This window comes from Micromonospora chalcea (genome assembly GCF_028768405.1).
Lineage (GTDB): Bacteria > Actinomycetota > Actinomycetes > Mycobacteriales > Micromonosporaceae > Micromonospora > Micromonospora chalcea.
Genome location: NZ_CP118233.1, coordinates 3,432,501 through 3,449,328, shown reverse-complemented (window position 1 = coordinate 3,449,328; position 16,828 = coordinate 3,432,501). Strand labels below are relative to the sequence as shown.

The following is a 16,828-nucleotide window of genomic DNA, read 5'->3' as shown; positions in this document are numbered from 1 at the left end:
CCACCAGGAGAGCCGATGACCCCCGACGACGAAGCGTTCCTGCGCCGCGCCGTGGAACTCGCCGACCGGGCCGGCGCGTCCGGCGAGCGGCCGTTCGCGTCGCTGCTGGTCGGCGCGGACGGCACCGTCCTGATCGAGGACCACAACACGGTGGTCTCCGAACGGGACGTCACCGCGCACCCGGAGCTGAAGCTGGCCCGCTGGGCCGCCCGGCAGCTCGCCCCCGAGGCGGCGGTCGCCACCACCATGTACACCAGCTGCCAGCCCTGCCCGATGTGCACCGTGGCGATCAACGCATCAGGCCTCGGCCGGGTCGTGTACGCGCTGTCCACCGAGCAGTTCGAGCAGGTCAAACCGGCCACCCCGGCACCGCGCCCGGTGCGGTACGACGGACCGGCGCTGTTCGACGAGGCGCGCCGGCCGATCGAGGACCACTACTAGGCCATCGGCGCCGATCGGGTGGAGATGGCGGCTCGCCGAGCCGGTGTGGCCCATCTGACCGGGGGCTCGCTCCGGCGCTGCTGACCAAGGTCGACGCGACTGAGCTGCTTCACAGCCAGGCGTTCGGAACGGGCACGAGATGGCGGGAGACCCGCCGGCCGTACGGCTGGCCCGTCACCGTCGCCTGAGGACGCGGGCGGGTGGCAGGCACCCCGTACGGTCGGCGGGGTGTTGTTCGAGCCGGTGTCCGCGGAGTTCTCGTTCCTCGACGACGGGAACGAGCTGGTCGGCGACTTCGTCCGGCCGCCCTGGCCGGGGCCGTACCCGGCGGTGGTCTTCGTCGAGGGTTCCGGTCCCGGTGGCCGCGACCAGGGGTCGTGGCAGACGAGGCTGGCCGCAGCCGGCTTCGCGAGCCTCGCCTACGACAAGCCCGGTTCCGGAGCGTCAACGGGTGACTGGACCCGTCAGACCATGACCGACCGCGCCGACGAGACCGTGGCAGCGGTCCGGGCCGTGCGGAGCCGCGCGGACGTGCTGTCCGGCGCGGTCGCGCTGATCGGCGGCAGCCAAGGCGGCTGGGTGGCTCACCTCGCGGCGGCCGCTGACGACGGGATCGCGGCGGTGGTGACGGTGTCGGGTCCGGGCGTGAGCGTACGGGTCCAGGAGGAGTACCGGCTCCGCCACCAACTCGCGGCGGAGGGCTTCAGCGACACGGACATCCAGCAGGCGCTTCTCCTGCTACGCGACCAGATCCGGCGGGTCCGGTCGGGCGACGACCCGGCACGCGTGCACGCCGCGCAGGCGCACTGGCACGGCGCCCCCTGGTATCCGATGCTCGCCGGGACGACACCCGAGTCCATCGCGTTCATCGCGGGCATCGCGGACTACGACCCCGCCCCGGCACTGGCGGCCCTGCGCTGCCCGCTGCTGGCGATCTTCGGCGCGGACGACCTGCTCGTGCCGGTGGAGGCGAGCGTCCGCGCGATCAGCAGCGCCCTCGACGACGCGGGCCACGCCGACCACACGACTGTGGTCTTCCCCGGCGCCGACCACAGCATCCGCGTCTACACGGGCGACGGACCCGCGCAGGTGAAGGAGGGTCGCTACACCCCTGCCGAGCGGGCGCCGGGCTTCGACGAACTCGTCGTCACCTGGCTGCGGCGCCGCCTGCCGGCGACCGACCTGGGGTACGCGGCGCGCTGATCGCGGCATGGGCGGGTGCTCACGCGGGGAACCACCTCCACTGCCCCTCGGAGACGACCTCGACGGCGCTCAGCCCGACCCAGACGGTGTCCCGCAGCGACGGCATGAGGTCCGCCAGCCCGGACTGCCGCATCCGGTGGACCCAGTGCTCCTCGCCGATGCTCGGTAGTGCTGACAGTTCGAGTACGCCCAGCGGCCTCCTGCGCGTAGCGGTCATGACGCTCTGCCCGGTGTCCGGAGATCGGTGCGCAGGAATGCTGACCGGACGCGGTAACGAAACCCGTCGCTGTCGACCGAGGGCTGCGGATGGTCGCAAGATCCACCCCACGGAAGCGAAAGGCCCAGGTGCCGCAATCATGCGGTCTGCCTGGGCCTTCGTGGGTGGAGCGGGCGACGGGAATCGAACCCGCACCGTCAGTTTGGAAGGTGCCTTCTATCGCTCTAACGAGTCGCTTGATCGTGGTGTTAAGCAGCCGTGGTGGCGGCAGGCCACGCCCATCAGCGCGTGTTGCTGGTACCCGATGTCGCGCTGCTGGCCGGTGTTGACCGCTGCGTCGGGCACGGATCGGGCACGCAAGCCCATCGGCCTGCTGCCCACAGTACTGCCGCAAGTGGCTTGGGAAGGGTTCAGCGGCAAGCTGCGAGCCCTTGAGCATCCGTGCCGGTTCCGGATTTTGTGATCGGGCCGGACCGCTCGCCAGGTGAGCTGACTCGTCGGGATGCGCTGCCCGTCTGACGCCCAACTGCACCGAGTGACGTCCATCGCCATTACTGGCCGTCAATAGACGGCGTCCCACGGCCTACTAACGCGGGAGAGGTCGGATTCCTCGCTCATGACCTATTGACCTTATGCATTTCAGCGTATGTCCACTCTCGGTGAACTACCCCAGCCATCATAAGGCGGATCAGTAGGCGGCCTTTGTCGGATAACCTAATTGCTCCACGACTCTTGTCCTCGTTAAACGAAGTAAATACATAAATTCCCGAATCAACTAACGCTTGCACTGCCAAGTCCGGCATTCTGACGAGCGTCCCAGAATCAAGCCTCCGAGGGCTTTTGGAAGAATGAAAAACTCGGTTTAGGAACTCGACAATGTGTATTGCGGGCATTTTCGATAGGACCTCCAGAGCTGTCGTGGCATCAGCTTCGCTGACGGGCTTGCGCGCCCAACCTGGAAGGAAATCTGACTCCGGCCGCGCGCTCGGCGCCATCATAAACTTCCGCAGTCGGCCTTCAACCCGCTCAGCGATCAGCTCGGGATCCAAGCTGGCTCCGTCGGCAGAATCGGGCGAATCGGCCGCAGCGTCAGTCACCTCTTCCACGACGCTCGCGGTGGCACTTCTGAGAGCGGCGGAGAGCACCTTGTTAAACTGCTCGGACTGGTTGGAAAGTAGGGCCTGAGCCGTGGACCTAACCTCGGCCAACGCGGATTGTGTCTCCGAATTTGTTCGTTCCACCTGCGTTAGTTGCTGAGCGCTCCCTTGAGCCTGTGCAAGAGAGACAACGAGCTGGGCCGCAAAGGCGAGCACTGCGAGAGCAAGCGCAATGGTAGACAGGGTGTCGACGTTATTCACACTCACAACGACTGCAAGCGTGCCGAGGCATGTAATCAAGGCCACCGCCAGGCTTAGCGTCAGCCATGACCAAGGCACAACGGGGCCACGAGAAGTCTTCGCTTCATGGTTGTCCAGCACGGCGTACATTAAATCACTTGATCTCCACCCCTCAATGACTTGATCCATCTCGTGCCATCTCGTCTGCCGTCGACCCGCCCTCCGGGGAGCGGGCCGCCGCCCGGCCCGCCTCGTCAAGACGGCCTTGACGCACGGTCGGACGCTGGCGGACCGGGCGGTGGTCTGCTCGGCTCGCCCGGGTCGTCGGCAGGCGGGATGGCCCGCGCAACCACCCACGGGCCGCAACCCGCCGACGGGGTTGCAACCATCTCGGAGCCCGAGCGCCCCCGCCGGAGGCGCAGTAACCGCAACCCCGCGATCGCCGCCAGCTCGCCGACGTGGGCTGTGTGCTCCCTCTACGCAGCGCGGGCTCGTGACCGCGCGGACCCGGCCGGCTGCCGGTCCGCCACTACCCGGTCGACCGTCTGTCGTTCTGCGGCGGCCTCTTGGGCTTCTCGCTTCCGCGCCAGCCGCCGGGCGTGTTGCGTGGCCGGAGTCGGAGCGCCAGCGCAGCGACGGACGCGCGCCCAGGCGGCGGCGCGTGCGGCCCGTTCAGGGCCGCCTTGAAGACGTACAGAAAGTTCTCACCGATTCGCCGGGCAGTCGGCCGGATCGGGTGCGAAAGCGCTGCTCAGGCTGCGTAGACGGCGGTGGCGTCGTCGCTGCGCTTGTTGCGTGCCCACTTCATGCAGGACGGGTCGGCACCTTCGATGGCGCGTACTCGGCGGATCAGCTCGGTCGGGCCGTTCTGCTCCAGGACATCGAGGACGTCGGGCCAGTCCAGGAGCCCAAACAGGGCGACCAGTCGGGCGGCTCCGTCGGTGAGCACCGCGACCCGCCGCACCTTGTCGAGTGGGATCTCTCCGGTGATGGCGTGCTGAGCGGCGAACGGGTCTGCGGCTGCTACCCAGTAGCCGCCGGGTTGGTTGCGAGCGGCCAGCTCGGCGTGCTTCATCCGCAGTAGCGCTGCCTGCTTCTCGGCTGACCCGAACGGGTGCCGGTCGGCTTCTTCGCGTTCGGCTCTGGCGGTCTTGTCCACCCGGTCGTCGGTGATGACCTGGATGCCGTCTGCGGTGTCGATGAGGACTGTGACGTCACCGAGCACGAGGTATTCCAGCGCCGTGTCTCTGAGTCTCAGCATCGCCGTGGCCGCCGACGGGGTGCCAGGGTGGCTCAGGTCGCAGGTGTCGCGGTGCTGGTCTGCGGTGAACCGGATGCCGTACATGAGCGCGTTCGCCAGCGCGGAGTCACGGTCGGCGGCCAGTCCGGCGAGGGCGGAACCGAGCTTGGCGGCGTACCAGGCGATGCCATGGACGCAGCCGGTGCCGGTGCGAGCGGTAGCGCCGTCGAGGACCACGATCAGGCTTTCGCTCGCCATGGCCCAATCCTCGTTGGGCGAGGTCGGGTTGCCAGCCTCAGTGGCGGTTGCGACGCGCATCAGGCCACGCCCTCGCTGCGGTAGATCGGCGTCAGCGCCTCAACCTTCTTGATCGTGCGCTTAGCGGCGTCGTAGGTGCATGACACCAGCAGCGAGAACCGCCGGTTCTTGACCTCGCGGTACAGCTCGTCGAGGTGGTCTTCGAGGTACTGCGCGACACCGAGGGTGCCCATGGCGTGGATACCGGCGAGATACAGGAACGTTCCTCGTCCGTCCGGGCGGGGTAGCCGGCCGATGTACCCGTAGTCGATCGGCTTGCCGCTGTCCGACGGGGAGCGGAACTCCTCGCCCGTCTGGTGGTTCACCAGGTACAGACCCGCGTCATCCTTGCCGAAGCCCAGCTTGGCGTCAGAGGCGAGCACCTGGCCGACGAAAGGCAGGATGCGAGGGCTGCCGACGACGACGAGGTTGGTGCGGTTGAGGTCGACCATGCCCGGCGGCGGGACCACCTCGTACTCGGTCTTCAAGCCGAGTCCTCGGGCGAGGTTGGACAGCTTCTCGTACGCGGCGAGCATTTCCGCCGAGACAACCGCGTACGGGTCCTTCTTGCCTGCCTCGAACTTGCCGCCGACGGCAACGGTCAGCGCACCCGTGCCCAACATCGCTCGTTCTGGCCTAGGGCCGGACGACAGGAGCTGGCCTACCCGGGCGCGGGTCATCCCGATCACCTGAGCGATCTGCGCCTGGGTCATGCCCTGAGACACCATGTCGTCAAGTGCCTCGCGGCGTAGCCGGGACAGCTCGTTGACGGCCGCCTGGTGCTCATCGATGAGGTCACTGGCCTTACGTGCCCGTTCTCCCGGGTCTTCGATCTCGGCCAAGCCCTGCGGCGCGATCTCCACGGCCTCCCCCTGAAGGTGCGCTAGACGTCCAACGCACCATATCGCAGAACAGGGCTTGACCCCAGCAAGGGGGCTTGCGTAACCTCAGCACACATCGACGTGCAACCCCCCTTTACAAGGGATATGGGGAGCGCAACGAAAAGGCCCCGACGGGATTGCGGCCCGTCGAGGCCAGGTGCATCGGCCCTCTGCGAAAGGAATCACGATGCCTGTCCAGCCTACCGTTCACCCTGCTGTCTGCGCCTCGGGTCATTCTCCGGCGTTGTCTGATGCTCGCCTGCTGTCTGCGTTGGCGACGCTTCGGGACACGCTGGCCCCTGGAAAGGCGCTGAACCTGCCCGCAGTCCTCGATCGGGCTGCTCTGCTGGCCTGCCTGTCCGTGCTCACCACGAACCCAACCACTGTCCCGGCACCGGACACCTCTGCCCGACCGCCGCGTCACAACTTCGCCGGCTACTGCATCATGTGCGGCCACCAGGGCTGCCAGTCCTCGGAGTGCATCTCCGACTTCACCCAGACCGTTTGGGGCGTCTGCGACCAGTGCCACGGCTACGGGGCTGACCCCGCCTCATCTCTCCCTTGTTCCTGCTGGGGCGGTCTTACCCAGGTCGAGGCGGAGACGCTGGCGGTGGCCCGATGACGGCCACGTCGATCCGCCACCCTGTGACGGCGTTCGACACGCCGACTGGTGCTCACTCGCACCTGTCCCTCGCTGACCTTCGGCCCACCACCCTGCGCACCGTTACCAGTCCCTGCAACGAACGGCTCCGCGAGACTCTGCTCTCGCTCAACGAGTCGCCGGCTGACTTCGCCGCCAAGCTCGGTGTGGATCCGAAGACCGTCGAACGGTGGATCCTTAACGCCAATCGTCACCCGCACCCGCGTACCGCCTACCAGGCCGCGCGGCTGCTCGACGTGGATGTCACCTACCTGTGGCCCACCATCCACGGCAACCGCACCAGCAAGATCGCTGGCACCGACGAACTCACCGCCTGCTGGCCCGGCCGGGCCACCGTCCCGCACGACCTGTGGCCCCGCCTGTTCGCTGAGGCCAACCGACAGGTCGTCATCATGGGCGACTTCGGGCTACCCGACCTCATCCCCAACCTGCCCCGTCTCCTGGTCGCCAAGGCCACCCGGGGCGTTCAAGTGCGGGTCATCGTCAGCGACCCGCACACCGCCACCAACCCCATCGACACGGCCCGCGCCATCGCGGCCGAGGCCACCTACCTGCCGCTGGTCGACCAGGGCGTCACGGTCGCCCGCTACCCCGGCCACCTGTCCACCACGATCCTGCGGGCCGATGACGACCTGATCGTGCGTACCGGCATCGACGGCTGCCCCGCCGCCTTCGCCCCGGTCATCCACCTGCGAGCCCTGCCGAACGGGCCGCTGTCCCGGCTGTACCTGACCAGCCTCGACACCATCACCGAAACCGCCATCCCCGTCACCACGACCATGCGGGCGGTGGCCTAATGACCACCATCCCCGCCCCTGCCGGCTACCGCTGGCGTCAACCCCGGCTTGCCCGGGGTTGGGAACCTGTCCAGCTCATCGGCCGCATGAAGATCCTCGCCGCCCGTGACGGGATCGAGCTGCCGAAGACCTACCAACTCGTCCGCGACATCTACCTGTGGGAACACCACCGGGCCGACCTGCCCGCTGCTGTGGCGTCCCTGCTCGGCCGGATCTTCGACGGACCCAACCCGTTCGCCACCGGCCACATCACCCACCTCCCGATGAAGGCGGCCCGCACCCGTGGCCGCTGACCTGATCGCCGTTGTCCCGGACCAGGCACACCCGTCTGGTCCGGGGCTCCGGCCCACCCCCGCCACCGTCGGCTCGGCGGGCTCGTTCACCGGCCGCGACGAGTCCGCCTTCCACCGGGCCACCACCCCCGACTACTTCGGCTGGCTCGACCACGTGAAAGCCGCCGCGGGCTGCTCCCACCCGATCCGCCTGGCCGGTGAGGTCGCCACCATCGACCGGACCACCGGCCAACTCCTCGCCTCCACCGCCACGGCCGACCTGCCGGACGGGGAGATCTACAAGCCGTGCGGCAACCGCCGCCACGCGGTCTGCCCGTCCTGCGCCCGCACCTACCAACGCGACGCCTACCAACTCCTGCGCGCCGGGCTCACGGGCGGCAAAGGCATCCCGGCAACAGTCGCCGGACATCCGGCGGTGTTCTCGACGTTCACCGCGCCGTCGTTCGGCACCGTGCACACCCGGGTCGTGAAGCGCCACACCTGCGCCGGCCGCCGCCGCTGCGACTGCCGCGCCGAACCCTGCCACCCCCGCCGCGCCACCGACCCCACCGCCCGACCCTGCCAGCACGGGCAGCAGACGGTCTGCTGGGCACGTCACGAGGCAGACGATGCCCGGCTGGGACAGCCGTTGTGCCTGGACTGCTACGACTACGACGCCCAGGTGGTGTGGAACCATGCCGCGCCGGAGTTGTGGCGCCGCACGACCATCGCCGTCACCCGCCACCTCAACGGCCGCGCCCGGCAACTCGGCCTCCCGCCGGTCGTTCAGGTCACCGCCAGCGGCACGGTCCGCCGCGTGGCACCGGTGAAACCATCGTTCGGGAAGGTCGCGGAAATGCAACGCCGCGCCGTCGTGCACTACCACGCCATCGTCCGCCTCGACGGCGTCACCGGCGACCCGGACACCATCGTCGCCCCGGTCGGCCTCGGCGTTGACGACCTGGTCGCAGCGATCGAACACGCTGCCGCCACCGTCGCCTTCACCACCCGCCCCCACCCCAACCGGCCCGAAGGCTGGCACATCACCTGGGGCGACCCCGGCAAAGGCATCGACGTGCGCGCAATCACCGCCGACGGTGAGATCACCGACGGCAAAGCAGCCGGTTACCTCGCCAAGTACGCCACCAAGAGCACCGAGGCCACCGGGCACGTCTCCCGACGCCTTGACGGCGAGGTCATCGACCTCTACGCGAATGAGCATGGCACCCATCCGGAACGGCTTGTTGACGCCTGCTGGACCCTCGGCGGCCACGGCGACTGGCAGCAGCTCCGACGGTGGGCGCACATGCTCGGCTTCGGCGGCCACTTCCTCACCAAGAGCCGCCGTTACTCGGTCACCTTCCGCATCCTGCGCGACGCCCGCACCATCTGGCGACGCACCGAAACCGGCCACGAACACGCCGACCAACCCGACGACCAAGAGACAACGCTGATCGTCGGCCTGCTCACCTACGCCGGTTCCGGCTGGCGCACCACCGGAGACGCCCTCCTGGCCAACACCGCCGCCGCCATGGCCAGAGAGCGACACGAGATCGCACGAGAGGAGATCACCGCTGCCGCCTGAAACTGCACGACCCTGACCGCCATCACGAAAGGAGTACCGCGCTGAACGAACCCCGCAACGTCGACATGCTCACCGTCGAACAAGCCGCCCAGCGCCTCGGCACCGGAGTCCGCTTCGTACGCCGCATCGTCGCTGAACGCCGCATCCGCTTCTACAAAGTCGGCAAGTACGTCCGGTTCCACCCCGACGACCTCACCGACTACATCCGTCAAGGCCGCATTGACGCCATCCGGCCCGTCCTGCACTACCGGAAGGGAGAACACGTCTATGGCTAGCAAGCGCCGCTTCGGCCGTATCCGCAAACTCCCGTCCGGCCGGTACCAGGCCCGCTACCCCGGCCCGGACGGCATCGACCGGCCAGCACCACACACCTTCGCCCGTAAGACCGACGCCGACCGGTGGCTCACCGCTGTGGAAGCCGACATTCTCAAGGGAACCTGGCATGACCCGAACCGGGGGCGCGTCGAGCTGGGGGAGTATGTGACCACCTGGATCGACCATCGGCCGAACCTGCGGCCACGGACTGTCGACCTCTATCGGTGGCTCTCGCGTAAGTACATCGAACCGACCCTGAGCGCGGTTCTGCTCAGTGACCTCACGCCTGGCCGGGTCCGGGCCTGGTACGCCGAACTTGTCGCGGCTGGCGCAACCGCCACTATGACCGCCAAGGCGTACCGACTGCTGCACGCGGTGCTTTCCACCGCCGTTGACGATGAGCTGATTCGCCGCAACCCTTGCCGTATCAAGGGAGCGGGCGAGCACCACACGCCCGAGCGTCCCGTGGCGACCATCGCCCAGGTCCTCGACATCGCCAGCCGGGTACCCGCACGCTTCCGTGCCTTGGTGCTGCTGGCCGCCTTCACGAGCCTCCGCTACGGCGAACTCGCGGCGCTACGCCGCAGTGACCTCGACCCGCGCTGCCAGACCGTTACGGTCCGCGCGACCCTGGTCGAGATGTCTGATGGACGCATGATCTTCGGCCCGCCCAAGTCGGCTGCTGGCCGTCGTGCCGTCACCATCCCGGCGGCTATCCGCCCGGACCTTCGGCGTCACCTGCGTGACTTCACCGCCGACGACGCTGACGCCCTGGTCTTCACCGGCGCGAAGGGCGCTGCCTTGCGCCGCTCCAACTTCCAGAAGGCGGCCAGCTGGTCCGCCTCGGTGGCTGCCGCCGGTCTGCCCGGCTTCCACTTTCACGATCTGCGCCACACCGGCAACACCCTCGCCGCTGGCACTGGTGCCAGCCTGGCTGACCTGATGGCGCGCATGGGACACGGCTCGACCCGGGCCGCGATGATCTACCAGCACGCGACGGCCGAGCGCGACAAGTCCATCGCGGGAGCGCTCAGCGCCAGCATCGCCAAGGAACGTGATCGGGCACGTAGCGGGCACGTCCGCAAGGGCAAGGGATAAGTATGGATGCGGCCCAGGTCGGAATTTGCCTCTGACCTGGGCCACCATCGCTGAGCGGGCGACGGGAATCGAACCCGCACCGTCAGTTTGGAAGACTGAAGCTCTGCCATTGAGCTACGCCCGCGAGCACCCCACCACAGCAGGGCGCGCCGACAGCGTACCCAATCCGGGTTGGCGCCGCGAAGCGCATACCCCGCGCTCGCCGCGGACCGTCAAGATCCACACCACCTCGGCGAGGTGGCGCCTTCCCGGGCCCTCGGACCCAGCCACTTCCCCGAACTGGCGGCGCGGCGGCGGCCCGGCGGCGGCCCGCCGACCGCCGCGCCGCGCCCCGGTCACCCGCGCGGGGGACCGGACGGCATACACTCTTCGTCGCCACGGGGTGTGGCGCAGCTTGGTAGCGCACTCGCTTTGGGAGCGAGGGGCCGTGGGTTCAAATCCCGCCACCCCGACTGTCGTTCGCGACCGGATCGTCCCGGGAACCGCCGGTTTTTTCCGCGCGGTGCCCGGGCCCTGCCGATGCCGTCGGCCGGCTCGCCTACACTCGATGCGCGCAATCACGCCCCAGAATCAACACCCAGATCCGTCAAGGAGTACGCCTGTGAAGAGCACCGTCGAGACTCTGAGCCCGACGCGCGTGCGGCTCGCCATCGAGGTGCCGTTCGTCGAGCTCGAGCCGAGCCTCAAGAAGGCGTACCGGGAGATCGGCCAGCAGGTCCAGGTTCCCGGCTTCCGCCGGGGCAAGGTTCCCAGCGCGGTGATCGACCAGCGGGTGGGCCGGGGGACCGTCCTCAACGAGGCGATCCAGGAGGCCATCCCGCAGAACATCCTCGCCGCGGTCCGGGAGCACGACCTGAAGACGCTGGGCCGTCCCGAGGTCGACATCACGGAGTTCAACGACGGCGACTCGCTCAACTTCACCGCCGAGGTGGACGTCCGGCCGGAGATCACCCTGCCGGACCCGGCCACCATCGAGGTGACCGTCGACGAGATCGAGATCGCCGACAGCGAGATCGACGAGCAGATCAACAGCCTGCGCGAGCGCTTCGCCACGCTGAAGACCGTCGAGCGGGCCGCCCAGGAGGGCGACTTCGTGCAGATCGACCTGAACGCCACGGTCGACGGCGAGGAGGTCCCGGGCGGTTCGGCGAGCAACATCTCGCACGAGGTGGGCAGCAAGCAGCTCCTGCCGGGTCTGGACGAGGCGCTGGTCGGCCTGGCCGCCGGCGACAGCACCACCTTCACCACGCAGCTCGTCGGTGGCGACTACGCCGGCCGCGACGCCGACGTGGCGGTGACCGTCCGCACGGTCAAGGAGAAGGAGCTCCCCGAGCTCAACGACGACTTCGCGCAGATGGCCAGCGAGTTCGACACCATCGACGAGCTGCGCGGCGACCTGCGGGAGCGGATCACCCGGGGCAAGCAGGTCGAGCAGATCTACGCCGCGCGCGACAAGGCCCTGGAGCAGATGGTGGCCGCCGCCGAGGTGCCGGCGCCCGAGGGCGTCGTCAAGGAGGAGGTCGAGAGCCGCAAGGCCGCGATGGTCGACCAGCTCGAGCGCATCGGCGCCTCCCTGGAGGAGTACCTCGCGGCGGAGGAGAAGACCGAGGAGCAGATCGACGCCGAGCTGACCGAGGCGGCGACCGACGGCGTCAAGATCCAGCTCCTGCTGGACACGCTGGCCGACGCCGAGGACGTGCAGGTCTCCGACGACGAGTTCGGTCACGAGATCGTGCACCGGGCGCAGCGCGCCGGCATGGCCCCGCAGCAGTACTACGACCAGCTGGTCCGCTCCGGCGCCGCCGCGGCCGTCTTCGGCGACGTCCGCCGGGGCAAGGCGCTCGCCGCGGTGATGGAGAAGATCAAGATCAAGGACTCGGCGGGCAACGAGGTCTCCCTCGACGCGCTGCGGGCCCAGAACGAGGCCGAGCACGACCACCAGCACTGACCGTCGGGGGTGTCGGCCGCCGTCCCGCGCTGTGCGCCGGGAGGCGGCCGAAACCCTTTCCGGGGTACGCCGTGCGGGTGACTGCGCTGAGAGCGAACAGTGCCCCGACCGGGAGTACGCCTCCCGGCTGAGCGGTTAGTGTCGGGTAGGACGGTACGGAGAGCGAAGGGCTGCCATGACCGACATGCACATCCCCAAGAAGTCGCTCCGGGTGAACGAGGCCCGCGGTGGCGACTCCATTGGCAACCTCGACGACTCGGTCTACAACCGGTTGCTCAAGGAACGGATCATCTTCCTGGGCAGCGAGGTGAACGACCAGGTGGCCAACCGCATCTGCGCGCAGCTCCTGCTGCTCGCCGCGGAGGACCCGGACCGCGACATCTTCCTCTGGATCAACTCGCCGGGTGGCTCGGTCTACTCCGGCATGGCGATCTACGACACCATGCAGTACATCGACAACGACGTCTCGACAGTGGCGATGGGCATGGCGGCCTCGATGGGCCAGCTGCTGCTCTGCGCCGGCACCAAGGGCAAGCGCTACGCCCTGCCGCACGCGCGGATCATGATGCACCAGCCGTCGGGTGGCCTCGGCGGCACCGCGTCGGACATCGCGATCCAGGCCGAGCAGATGCTCTACACCAAGCGGATGTTCCAGGAGCGGGTCGCGTTCCACACCGGCCAGTCCCAGGAGCAGATCGAGGCCGACTCGGACCGCGACCGTTGGTTCACCGCCCAGGAGGCCATGGACTACGGCTTCATCGACAAGGTGATCATCGGGGCCGCGCAGGTTCCGGATGGCGCCGGGACCCTGAGCTGAGCGAGGAGCTGACGATGACCGACCTGAGCCTGCCGCCCCAGTTCGCGGCCGTGCACAACCGCTACGTCCTGCCGTCGTTCGTCGAGCGCACGTCGTACGGGATGAAGGAGTCCAACCCGTACAACAAGCTCTTCGAGGACCGGATCATCTTCCTCGGCGTGCAGGTGGACGACGCGTCGGCCAACGACGTGATGGCCCAGCTGCTGACGCTGGAGGGCACCGACCCGGACCGCGACATCATCATGTACATCAACTCGCCCGGTGGCTCCTTCACCGCCATGACGGCGATCTACGACACCATGCAGTACGTCCGCCCGGACATCCAGACCGTCTGCCTCGGGCAGGCGGCGAGCGCGGCGGCGGTGCTGCTCTCCGCGGGCACCCCGGGTAAGCGGATGGCGCTGCCCAACTCCCGGATCATCATCCACCAGCCGGCCACCGAGGGCGGCTACGGCCAGGGCTCGGACATCGAGATCCAGGCGCGGGAGATCCTGCGGATGCGGACGCAGCTGGAGGACATGCTGTCCCGGCACTGCAACCGCCCGATCGAGCAGGTTCGCAAGGACATCGACCGTGACAAGATCATGACGGCCGAGGAGTCCAAGGAGTACGGGCTGGTCGACACGATCCTGACCAGCCGCAAGAAGGGTCTGCTGGCGTCGCACGCCGCGGGCTGAGCCACGTGTGGTCGGAGGTCGGCCGGGGTATCGTTCCCGGTCGACCTCTGACACACCGGTTTTGGGGGTCGGAGAAAACCCGGCCACCGGGTAACGTCGGGTCTGTACCGCTCCGCCGGTCGGATCGGTGGAGCCGACAGCATGGTGGAACGACAGGACGGACGGGCGCTCCGGCGCTCGCAGGTCAGGGCCGGCGTTCCGGCCGATGAGTGCAGGGAGAACGTAGGTGGCACGGATCGGTGACGGCGGCGACCTACTGAAATGCTCGTTCTGCGGCAAGTCGCAGAAGCAGGTCAAGAAGCTCATCGCGGGCCCTGGCGTCTACATCTGCGACGAGTGCATCGATCTCTGCAACGAGATCATCGAAGAGGAGCTGGCCGAGTCCGGCGAGGTGAAGTGGGAAGAGCTTCCCAAGCCGATGGAGATCTGCCAGTTCCTCGACAACTACGTGGTGGGTCAGGAGCAGGCCAAGAAGGCGCTCGCCGTCGCGGTCTACAACCACTACAAGCGGATCCAGGCCGAGGCCGCCGGCGCCCCGGGCTCCGGCACCGACGGCGTAGAGCTGGCCAAGTCCAACATCCTGCTGCTCGGCCCGACCGGCTGCGGCAAGACCCACCTGGCGCAGACGCTCGCCCGGATGCTCAACGTCCCGTTCGCCATCGCGGACGCCACAGCGCTCACCGAGGCGGGCTACGTCGGCGAGGACGTCGAGAACATCCTGCTGAAGCTGATCCAGGCCGCCGACTACGACATCAAGCGCGCCGAGACGGGCATCATCTACATCGACGAGGTCGACAAGATCGCCCGCAAGTCGGAGAACCCCTCGATCACCCGTGACGTCTCCGGCGAGGGCGTGCAGCAGGCGCTGCTGAAGATGCTCGAAGGCACTGTCGCCAACGTGCCGCCGCAGGGCGGGCGCAAGCACCCGCACCAGGAGTTCATCCAGATCGACACCACCAACGTGCTGTTCATCTGCGGTGGCGCGTTCGCCGGGCTCGACCAGATCATCGAGGCCCGCACCGGCTCCGGCGGCACCGGCTTCGGCGCCCGGCTCCGGTCGGTGTCCGAGCGGTCGACCGACGACATCTTCAGCCAGGTCATGCCGGAGGACATGCTGAAGTTCGGGCTGATCCCCGAGTTCATCGGCCGGCTTCCGGTGATCACCAACGTGCGCAGCCTCGACCGCACCGCGCTGGTGCGGATCCTGACCGAGCCGCGCAACGCGCTGGTCCGGCAGTACCAGCGCCTGTTCGAGCTGGACGGCGTCGAGCTGGAGTTCGAGCAGCCCGCGCTGGAGGCCATCGCCGATCAGGCCATGCTCCGCGGCACCGGCGCCCGCGGCCTGCGGGCGATCATGGAAGAGGTGCTCCTCTCCGTGATGTACGAGGTGCCGAGCAACCCCGACGCGGCCCGGGTGCTGATCACCCGCGAGGTCGTGCTGGAGAACGTCAACCCGACGATCGTGCCCCGCGAGTTCACCGGCCGGCGCCGGCGGGACCGCGAGGAGAAGTCGGCCTGACCGCCGTCGCGACCGCGCCCGGGTCAGCTCGGGCGCGGTCCGCGTGAACGGGTCCGCCGGTCCCACTCGCCCGACGGGGTGACCACCACCATCATCAGGCGCACCGGCTCGTCGCCGGCTGTCCGGTAGCCGTGCTCCCGGTCGGCGTGGAACTCGACCGTCTCGCCGGCGCGTACCTCGTGGTCGACGCCGTCGACGGTGACCGTCGCGGTGCCGTCGAGCACGTGCAGGATCTCCCGGGTGCCGTGGGCGTGGTCGGGGGAGCGCAACGTCTCTCCGGGTTCCATCCGCCAGTCCCACAGCTCGACCAGGTCGGGTTCGCCGAGCCCACTGAGCAGACGCGCCAGGCCGCCGTGCGGGCCGCGCCACAGCACCGGCGCGTCATCGGCAGCGCTGACCCGTACCGTGCTCTCCTCGGCCGGCTCCAGCAGCCGGGCGATGCTGACGCCGAACGCGTCGGCGACCCGGCAGAGCGTGCCGATGCTCGGGTTGGTGCGGGCACCCTCGATCTGCACGAGCATGCCCTTGCTGACGCCGGACCGGCCGGCCAGTTCCTCGAAGGACCAGCCGCGGGCGGCTCGCAACTCATGTACCTGCCGGGCGACCGCTGAGGTCACCGCGCCGACCCGTCCGCTTGCGTCGGTCATCACACTGTCCTTCACGGTCACTATTATGGTACGACTGCGGGGTGCTCCCCATTGTCCTCGCCGCCGTCTCGGCGCTCGCCTTCGGCACGGCCGACTTCTCCGGCGGCAAGGCGTCCCGATGGGCCGACCCCATCGCTGTCACCGTCGTGTCGCAGATGCTCAGCCTTCCGCTGCTGGTCGTGCTCGTACTCGTCGTGCCCGGCACCCCGAGCGCCCTCGACCTGGGCTGGGGGCTGCTGGCCGGGGTGGCGGGCGCGGGCGGCGTCATGCTGCTCTACCGCGCGCTGGCCACCGGCGTCATGGCCGTCGTCGCGCCGGTCACCGCGATCACGGCGGCGATCGTGCCGATCGTCGCCGGCCTGGTCCTCGCCCATTCCCCGGGCGCCGTGGCGCTGGGCGGCGCCGGGCTCGCCGTGGTCGCCATCGGGCTGGTCAGCCTGGGGGAGCGCGGCGCCGCACGCCGCGTCTCCGGCCGCGTCCTGGCCATGGCACTCGCCGCGGGACTGCTCTTCGGCGTCTTCTTCGCGCTGCTCGGCCAGGCCGACGAGAGCGCCGGCATGTGGCCGGTTCTGGCGGTACGCGTCAGCTCCGTCGCGTTCGGCCTCGCGCTCGCCGCGCGTACCGGCACTCGCCTGCGCCTCGGGCGGCGTGTGCTCGGCTGGGCCGCGGCCGCCGGCCTGCTCGACTCGGCAGCGAACGCGCTCTTCCTCGCCGCCGCCGGACGCGGCCACCTGAGCGTGGTGGCCGCCGTCGCCTCGCTCTACCCGGCGAGCACCGTCCTGCTCGCGCTCGCCGTCGACCGGGAACGGCTCCGGCCGGTGCAACTGGCCGGACTCGGGTTCGCCGCCGCCGCGCTCGTGCTGTCCAGCGTCTGAG

Annotated in this window: 17 protein-coding genes and 2 tRNA genes; 13 read left to right on the top strand and 6 right to left on the bottom strand. The window is 68.9% G+C overall.

Annotated features, from left to right (window positions below; translation table 11 throughout):
• The first annotated feature begins 15 nt into the window (after window positions 1-15).
• Together PVK74_RS14910 and PVK74_RS14905 are read left to right on the top strand one after the other, a co-directional pair.
• Window positions 16-441: a nucleoside deaminase gene (locus PVK74_RS14910; protein WP_043328949.1), complete on the top strand. Its 426-nt coding sequence runs from the start codon at window positions 16-18 to the stop codon at window positions 439-441.
• A gap of 228 nt (window positions 442-669) precedes the next feature.
• The gene (locus PVK74_RS14905) at window positions 670-1,644 is read left to right on the top strand and encodes an alpha/beta hydrolase family protein (protein ID WP_274476626.1); all 975 of its coding nucleotides are present in this window, start codon (window positions 670-672) and stop codon (window positions 1,642-1,644) included.
• Between the two features lie 19 nt (window positions 1,645-1,663).
• Here the strand turns inward: PVK74_RS14905 and PVK74_RS14900 are convergent, their stop codons facing one another.
• The 4 genes from PVK74_RS14900 to PVK74_RS14885 all read right to left on the bottom strand — a co-directional run bounded on the left by PVK74_RS14900 (window position 1,664) and on the right by PVK74_RS14885 (window position 5,598).
• Window positions 1,664-1,861, bottom strand: a complete 198-nt coding sequence (locus PVK74_RS14900) for a hypothetical protein (protein WP_309228046.1) — start codon at window positions 1,859-1,861, stop codon at window positions 1,664-1,666.
• Window positions 1,862-2,475: 614 nt separating this feature from the next.
• Window positions 2,476-3,387 carry a hypothetical protein gene (locus PVK74_RS14895; RefSeq protein WP_274476625.1) on the bottom strand — a complete coding sequence of 304 codons (912 nt, stop codon included), beginning with the start codon at window positions 3,385-3,387 and terminating at the stop codon, window positions 2,476-2,478.
• 562 nt (window positions 3,388-3,949) lie between these two features.
• Complete coding sequence (locus PVK74_RS14890) at window positions 3,950-4,756, bottom strand: protein phosphatase 2C domain-containing protein (protein WP_274476624.1); 807 nt, start codon at window positions 4,754-4,756, stop codon at window positions 3,950-3,952.
• The gene (locus PVK74_RS14885) at window positions 4,756-5,598 is read right to left on the bottom strand and encodes a sigma-70 RNA polymerase sigma factor region 4 domain-containing protein (RefSeq protein ID WP_225319686.1); all 843 of its coding nucleotides are present in this window, start codon (window positions 5,596-5,598) and stop codon (window positions 4,756-4,758) included. Before PVK74_RS14885 ends, PVK74_RS14890 begins: the two co-directional genes overlap by 1 nt.
• Window positions 5,599-6,234: 636 nt before the next feature.
• Here PVK74_RS14885 and PVK74_RS14880 point away from each other — a divergent pair.
• The 5 genes from PVK74_RS14880 to PVK74_RS14860 all read left to right on the top strand — a co-directional run bounded on the left by PVK74_RS14880 (window position 6,235) and on the right by PVK74_RS14860 (window position 10,344).
• Window positions 6,235-7,074 carry a helix-turn-helix domain-containing protein gene (locus PVK74_RS14880; protein ID WP_274476623.1) on the top strand — a complete coding sequence of 280 codons (840 nt, stop codon included), beginning with the start codon at window positions 6,235-6,237 and terminating at the stop codon, window positions 7,072-7,074.
• An 86-nt stretch (window positions 7,075-7,160) separates the two neighbouring features.
• Window positions 7,161-7,367 (top strand): hypothetical protein, encoded by a 207-nt coding sequence (locus PVK74_RS14875; protein WP_274476622.1) that lies wholly within the window; start codon window positions 7,161-7,163, stop codon window positions 7,365-7,367.
• Window positions 7,357-8,931: a replication initiator gene (locus tag PVK74_RS14870; RefSeq protein WP_274476621.1), complete on the top strand. Its 1,575-nt coding sequence runs from the start codon at window positions 7,357-7,359 to the stop codon at window positions 8,929-8,931. The genes PVK74_RS14875 and PVK74_RS14870 overlap by 11 nt, the downstream gene beginning before the upstream one ends.
• A gap of 65 nt (window positions 8,932-8,996) precedes the next feature.
• Window positions 8,997-9,206: an excisionase family DNA-binding protein gene (locus PVK74_RS14865; RefSeq protein ID WP_260039593.1), complete on the top strand. Its 210-nt coding sequence runs from the start codon at window positions 8,997-8,999 to the stop codon at window positions 9,204-9,206.
• On the top strand, window positions 9,199-10,344 hold the full coding sequence (locus tag PVK74_RS14860) for a site-specific integrase (RefSeq protein ID WP_274476620.1): 1,146 nt from the start codon (window positions 9,199-9,201) through the stop codon (window positions 10,342-10,344). The genes PVK74_RS14865 and PVK74_RS14860 overlap by 8 nt, the downstream gene beginning before the upstream one ends.
• 53 nt (window positions 10,345-10,397) lie before the next feature.
• Here the strand turns inward: PVK74_RS14860 and PVK74_RS14855 are convergent.
• Window positions 10,398-10,468, bottom strand: a tRNA-Gly gene (locus PVK74_RS14855).
• Between the two features lie 254 nt (window positions 10,469-10,722).
• Between PVK74_RS14855 and PVK74_RS14850 the strand changes: the two genes are divergently transcribed.
• From PVK74_RS14850 to clpX, 5 genes are all read left to right on the top strand, one after another.
• Window positions 10,723-10,796: transfer RNA gene (locus PVK74_RS14850), tRNA-Pro, on the top strand.
• A 149-nt stretch (window positions 10,797-10,945) separates the two neighbouring features.
• The gene (gene tig / locus PVK74_RS14845; protein ID WP_043328957.1) at window positions 10,946-12,292 is read left to right on the top strand and encodes a trigger factor; all 1,347 of its coding nucleotides are present in this window, start codon (window positions 10,946-10,948) and stop codon (window positions 12,290-12,292) included.
• A gap of 175 nt (window positions 12,293-12,467) precedes the next feature.
• Entirely contained in the window at window positions 12,468-13,109 is a 642-nt protein-coding gene (locus PVK74_RS14840) for an ATP-dependent Clp protease proteolytic subunit (protein WP_018786886.1), read from the top strand.
• Window positions 13,110-13,123: 14 nt separating this feature from the next.
• Window positions 13,124-13,786 (top strand): ATP-dependent Clp protease proteolytic subunit, encoded by a 663-nt coding sequence (locus PVK74_RS14835; RefSeq protein WP_013288034.1) that lies wholly within the window; start codon window positions 13,124-13,126, stop codon window positions 13,784-13,786.
• Between the two features lie 226 nt (window positions 13,787-14,012).
• Window positions 14,013-15,305 carry an ATP-dependent Clp protease ATP-binding subunit ClpX gene (clpX, locus tag PVK74_RS14830; RefSeq protein ID WP_018786885.1) on the top strand — a complete coding sequence of 431 codons (1,293 nt, stop codon included), beginning with the start codon at window positions 14,013-14,015 and terminating at the stop codon, window positions 15,303-15,305.
• A 23-nt stretch (window positions 15,306-15,328) separates the two neighbouring features.
• Here the strand turns inward: clpX and PVK74_RS14825 are convergent, their stop codons facing one another.
• The gene (locus PVK74_RS14825; RefSeq protein WP_064448675.1) at window positions 15,329-15,952 is read right to left on the bottom strand and encodes a helix-turn-helix domain-containing protein; all 624 of its coding nucleotides are present in this window, start codon (window positions 15,950-15,952) and stop codon (window positions 15,329-15,331) included.
• Between the two features lie 41 nt (window positions 15,953-15,993).
• Between PVK74_RS14825 and PVK74_RS14820 the strand changes: the two genes are divergently transcribed.
• On the top strand, window positions 15,994-16,827 hold the full coding sequence (locus PVK74_RS14820; protein ID WP_187694009.1) for an EamA family transporter: 834 nt from the start codon (window positions 15,994-15,996) through the stop codon (window positions 16,825-16,827).
• Window position 16,828: the final 1 nt, after the last annotated feature.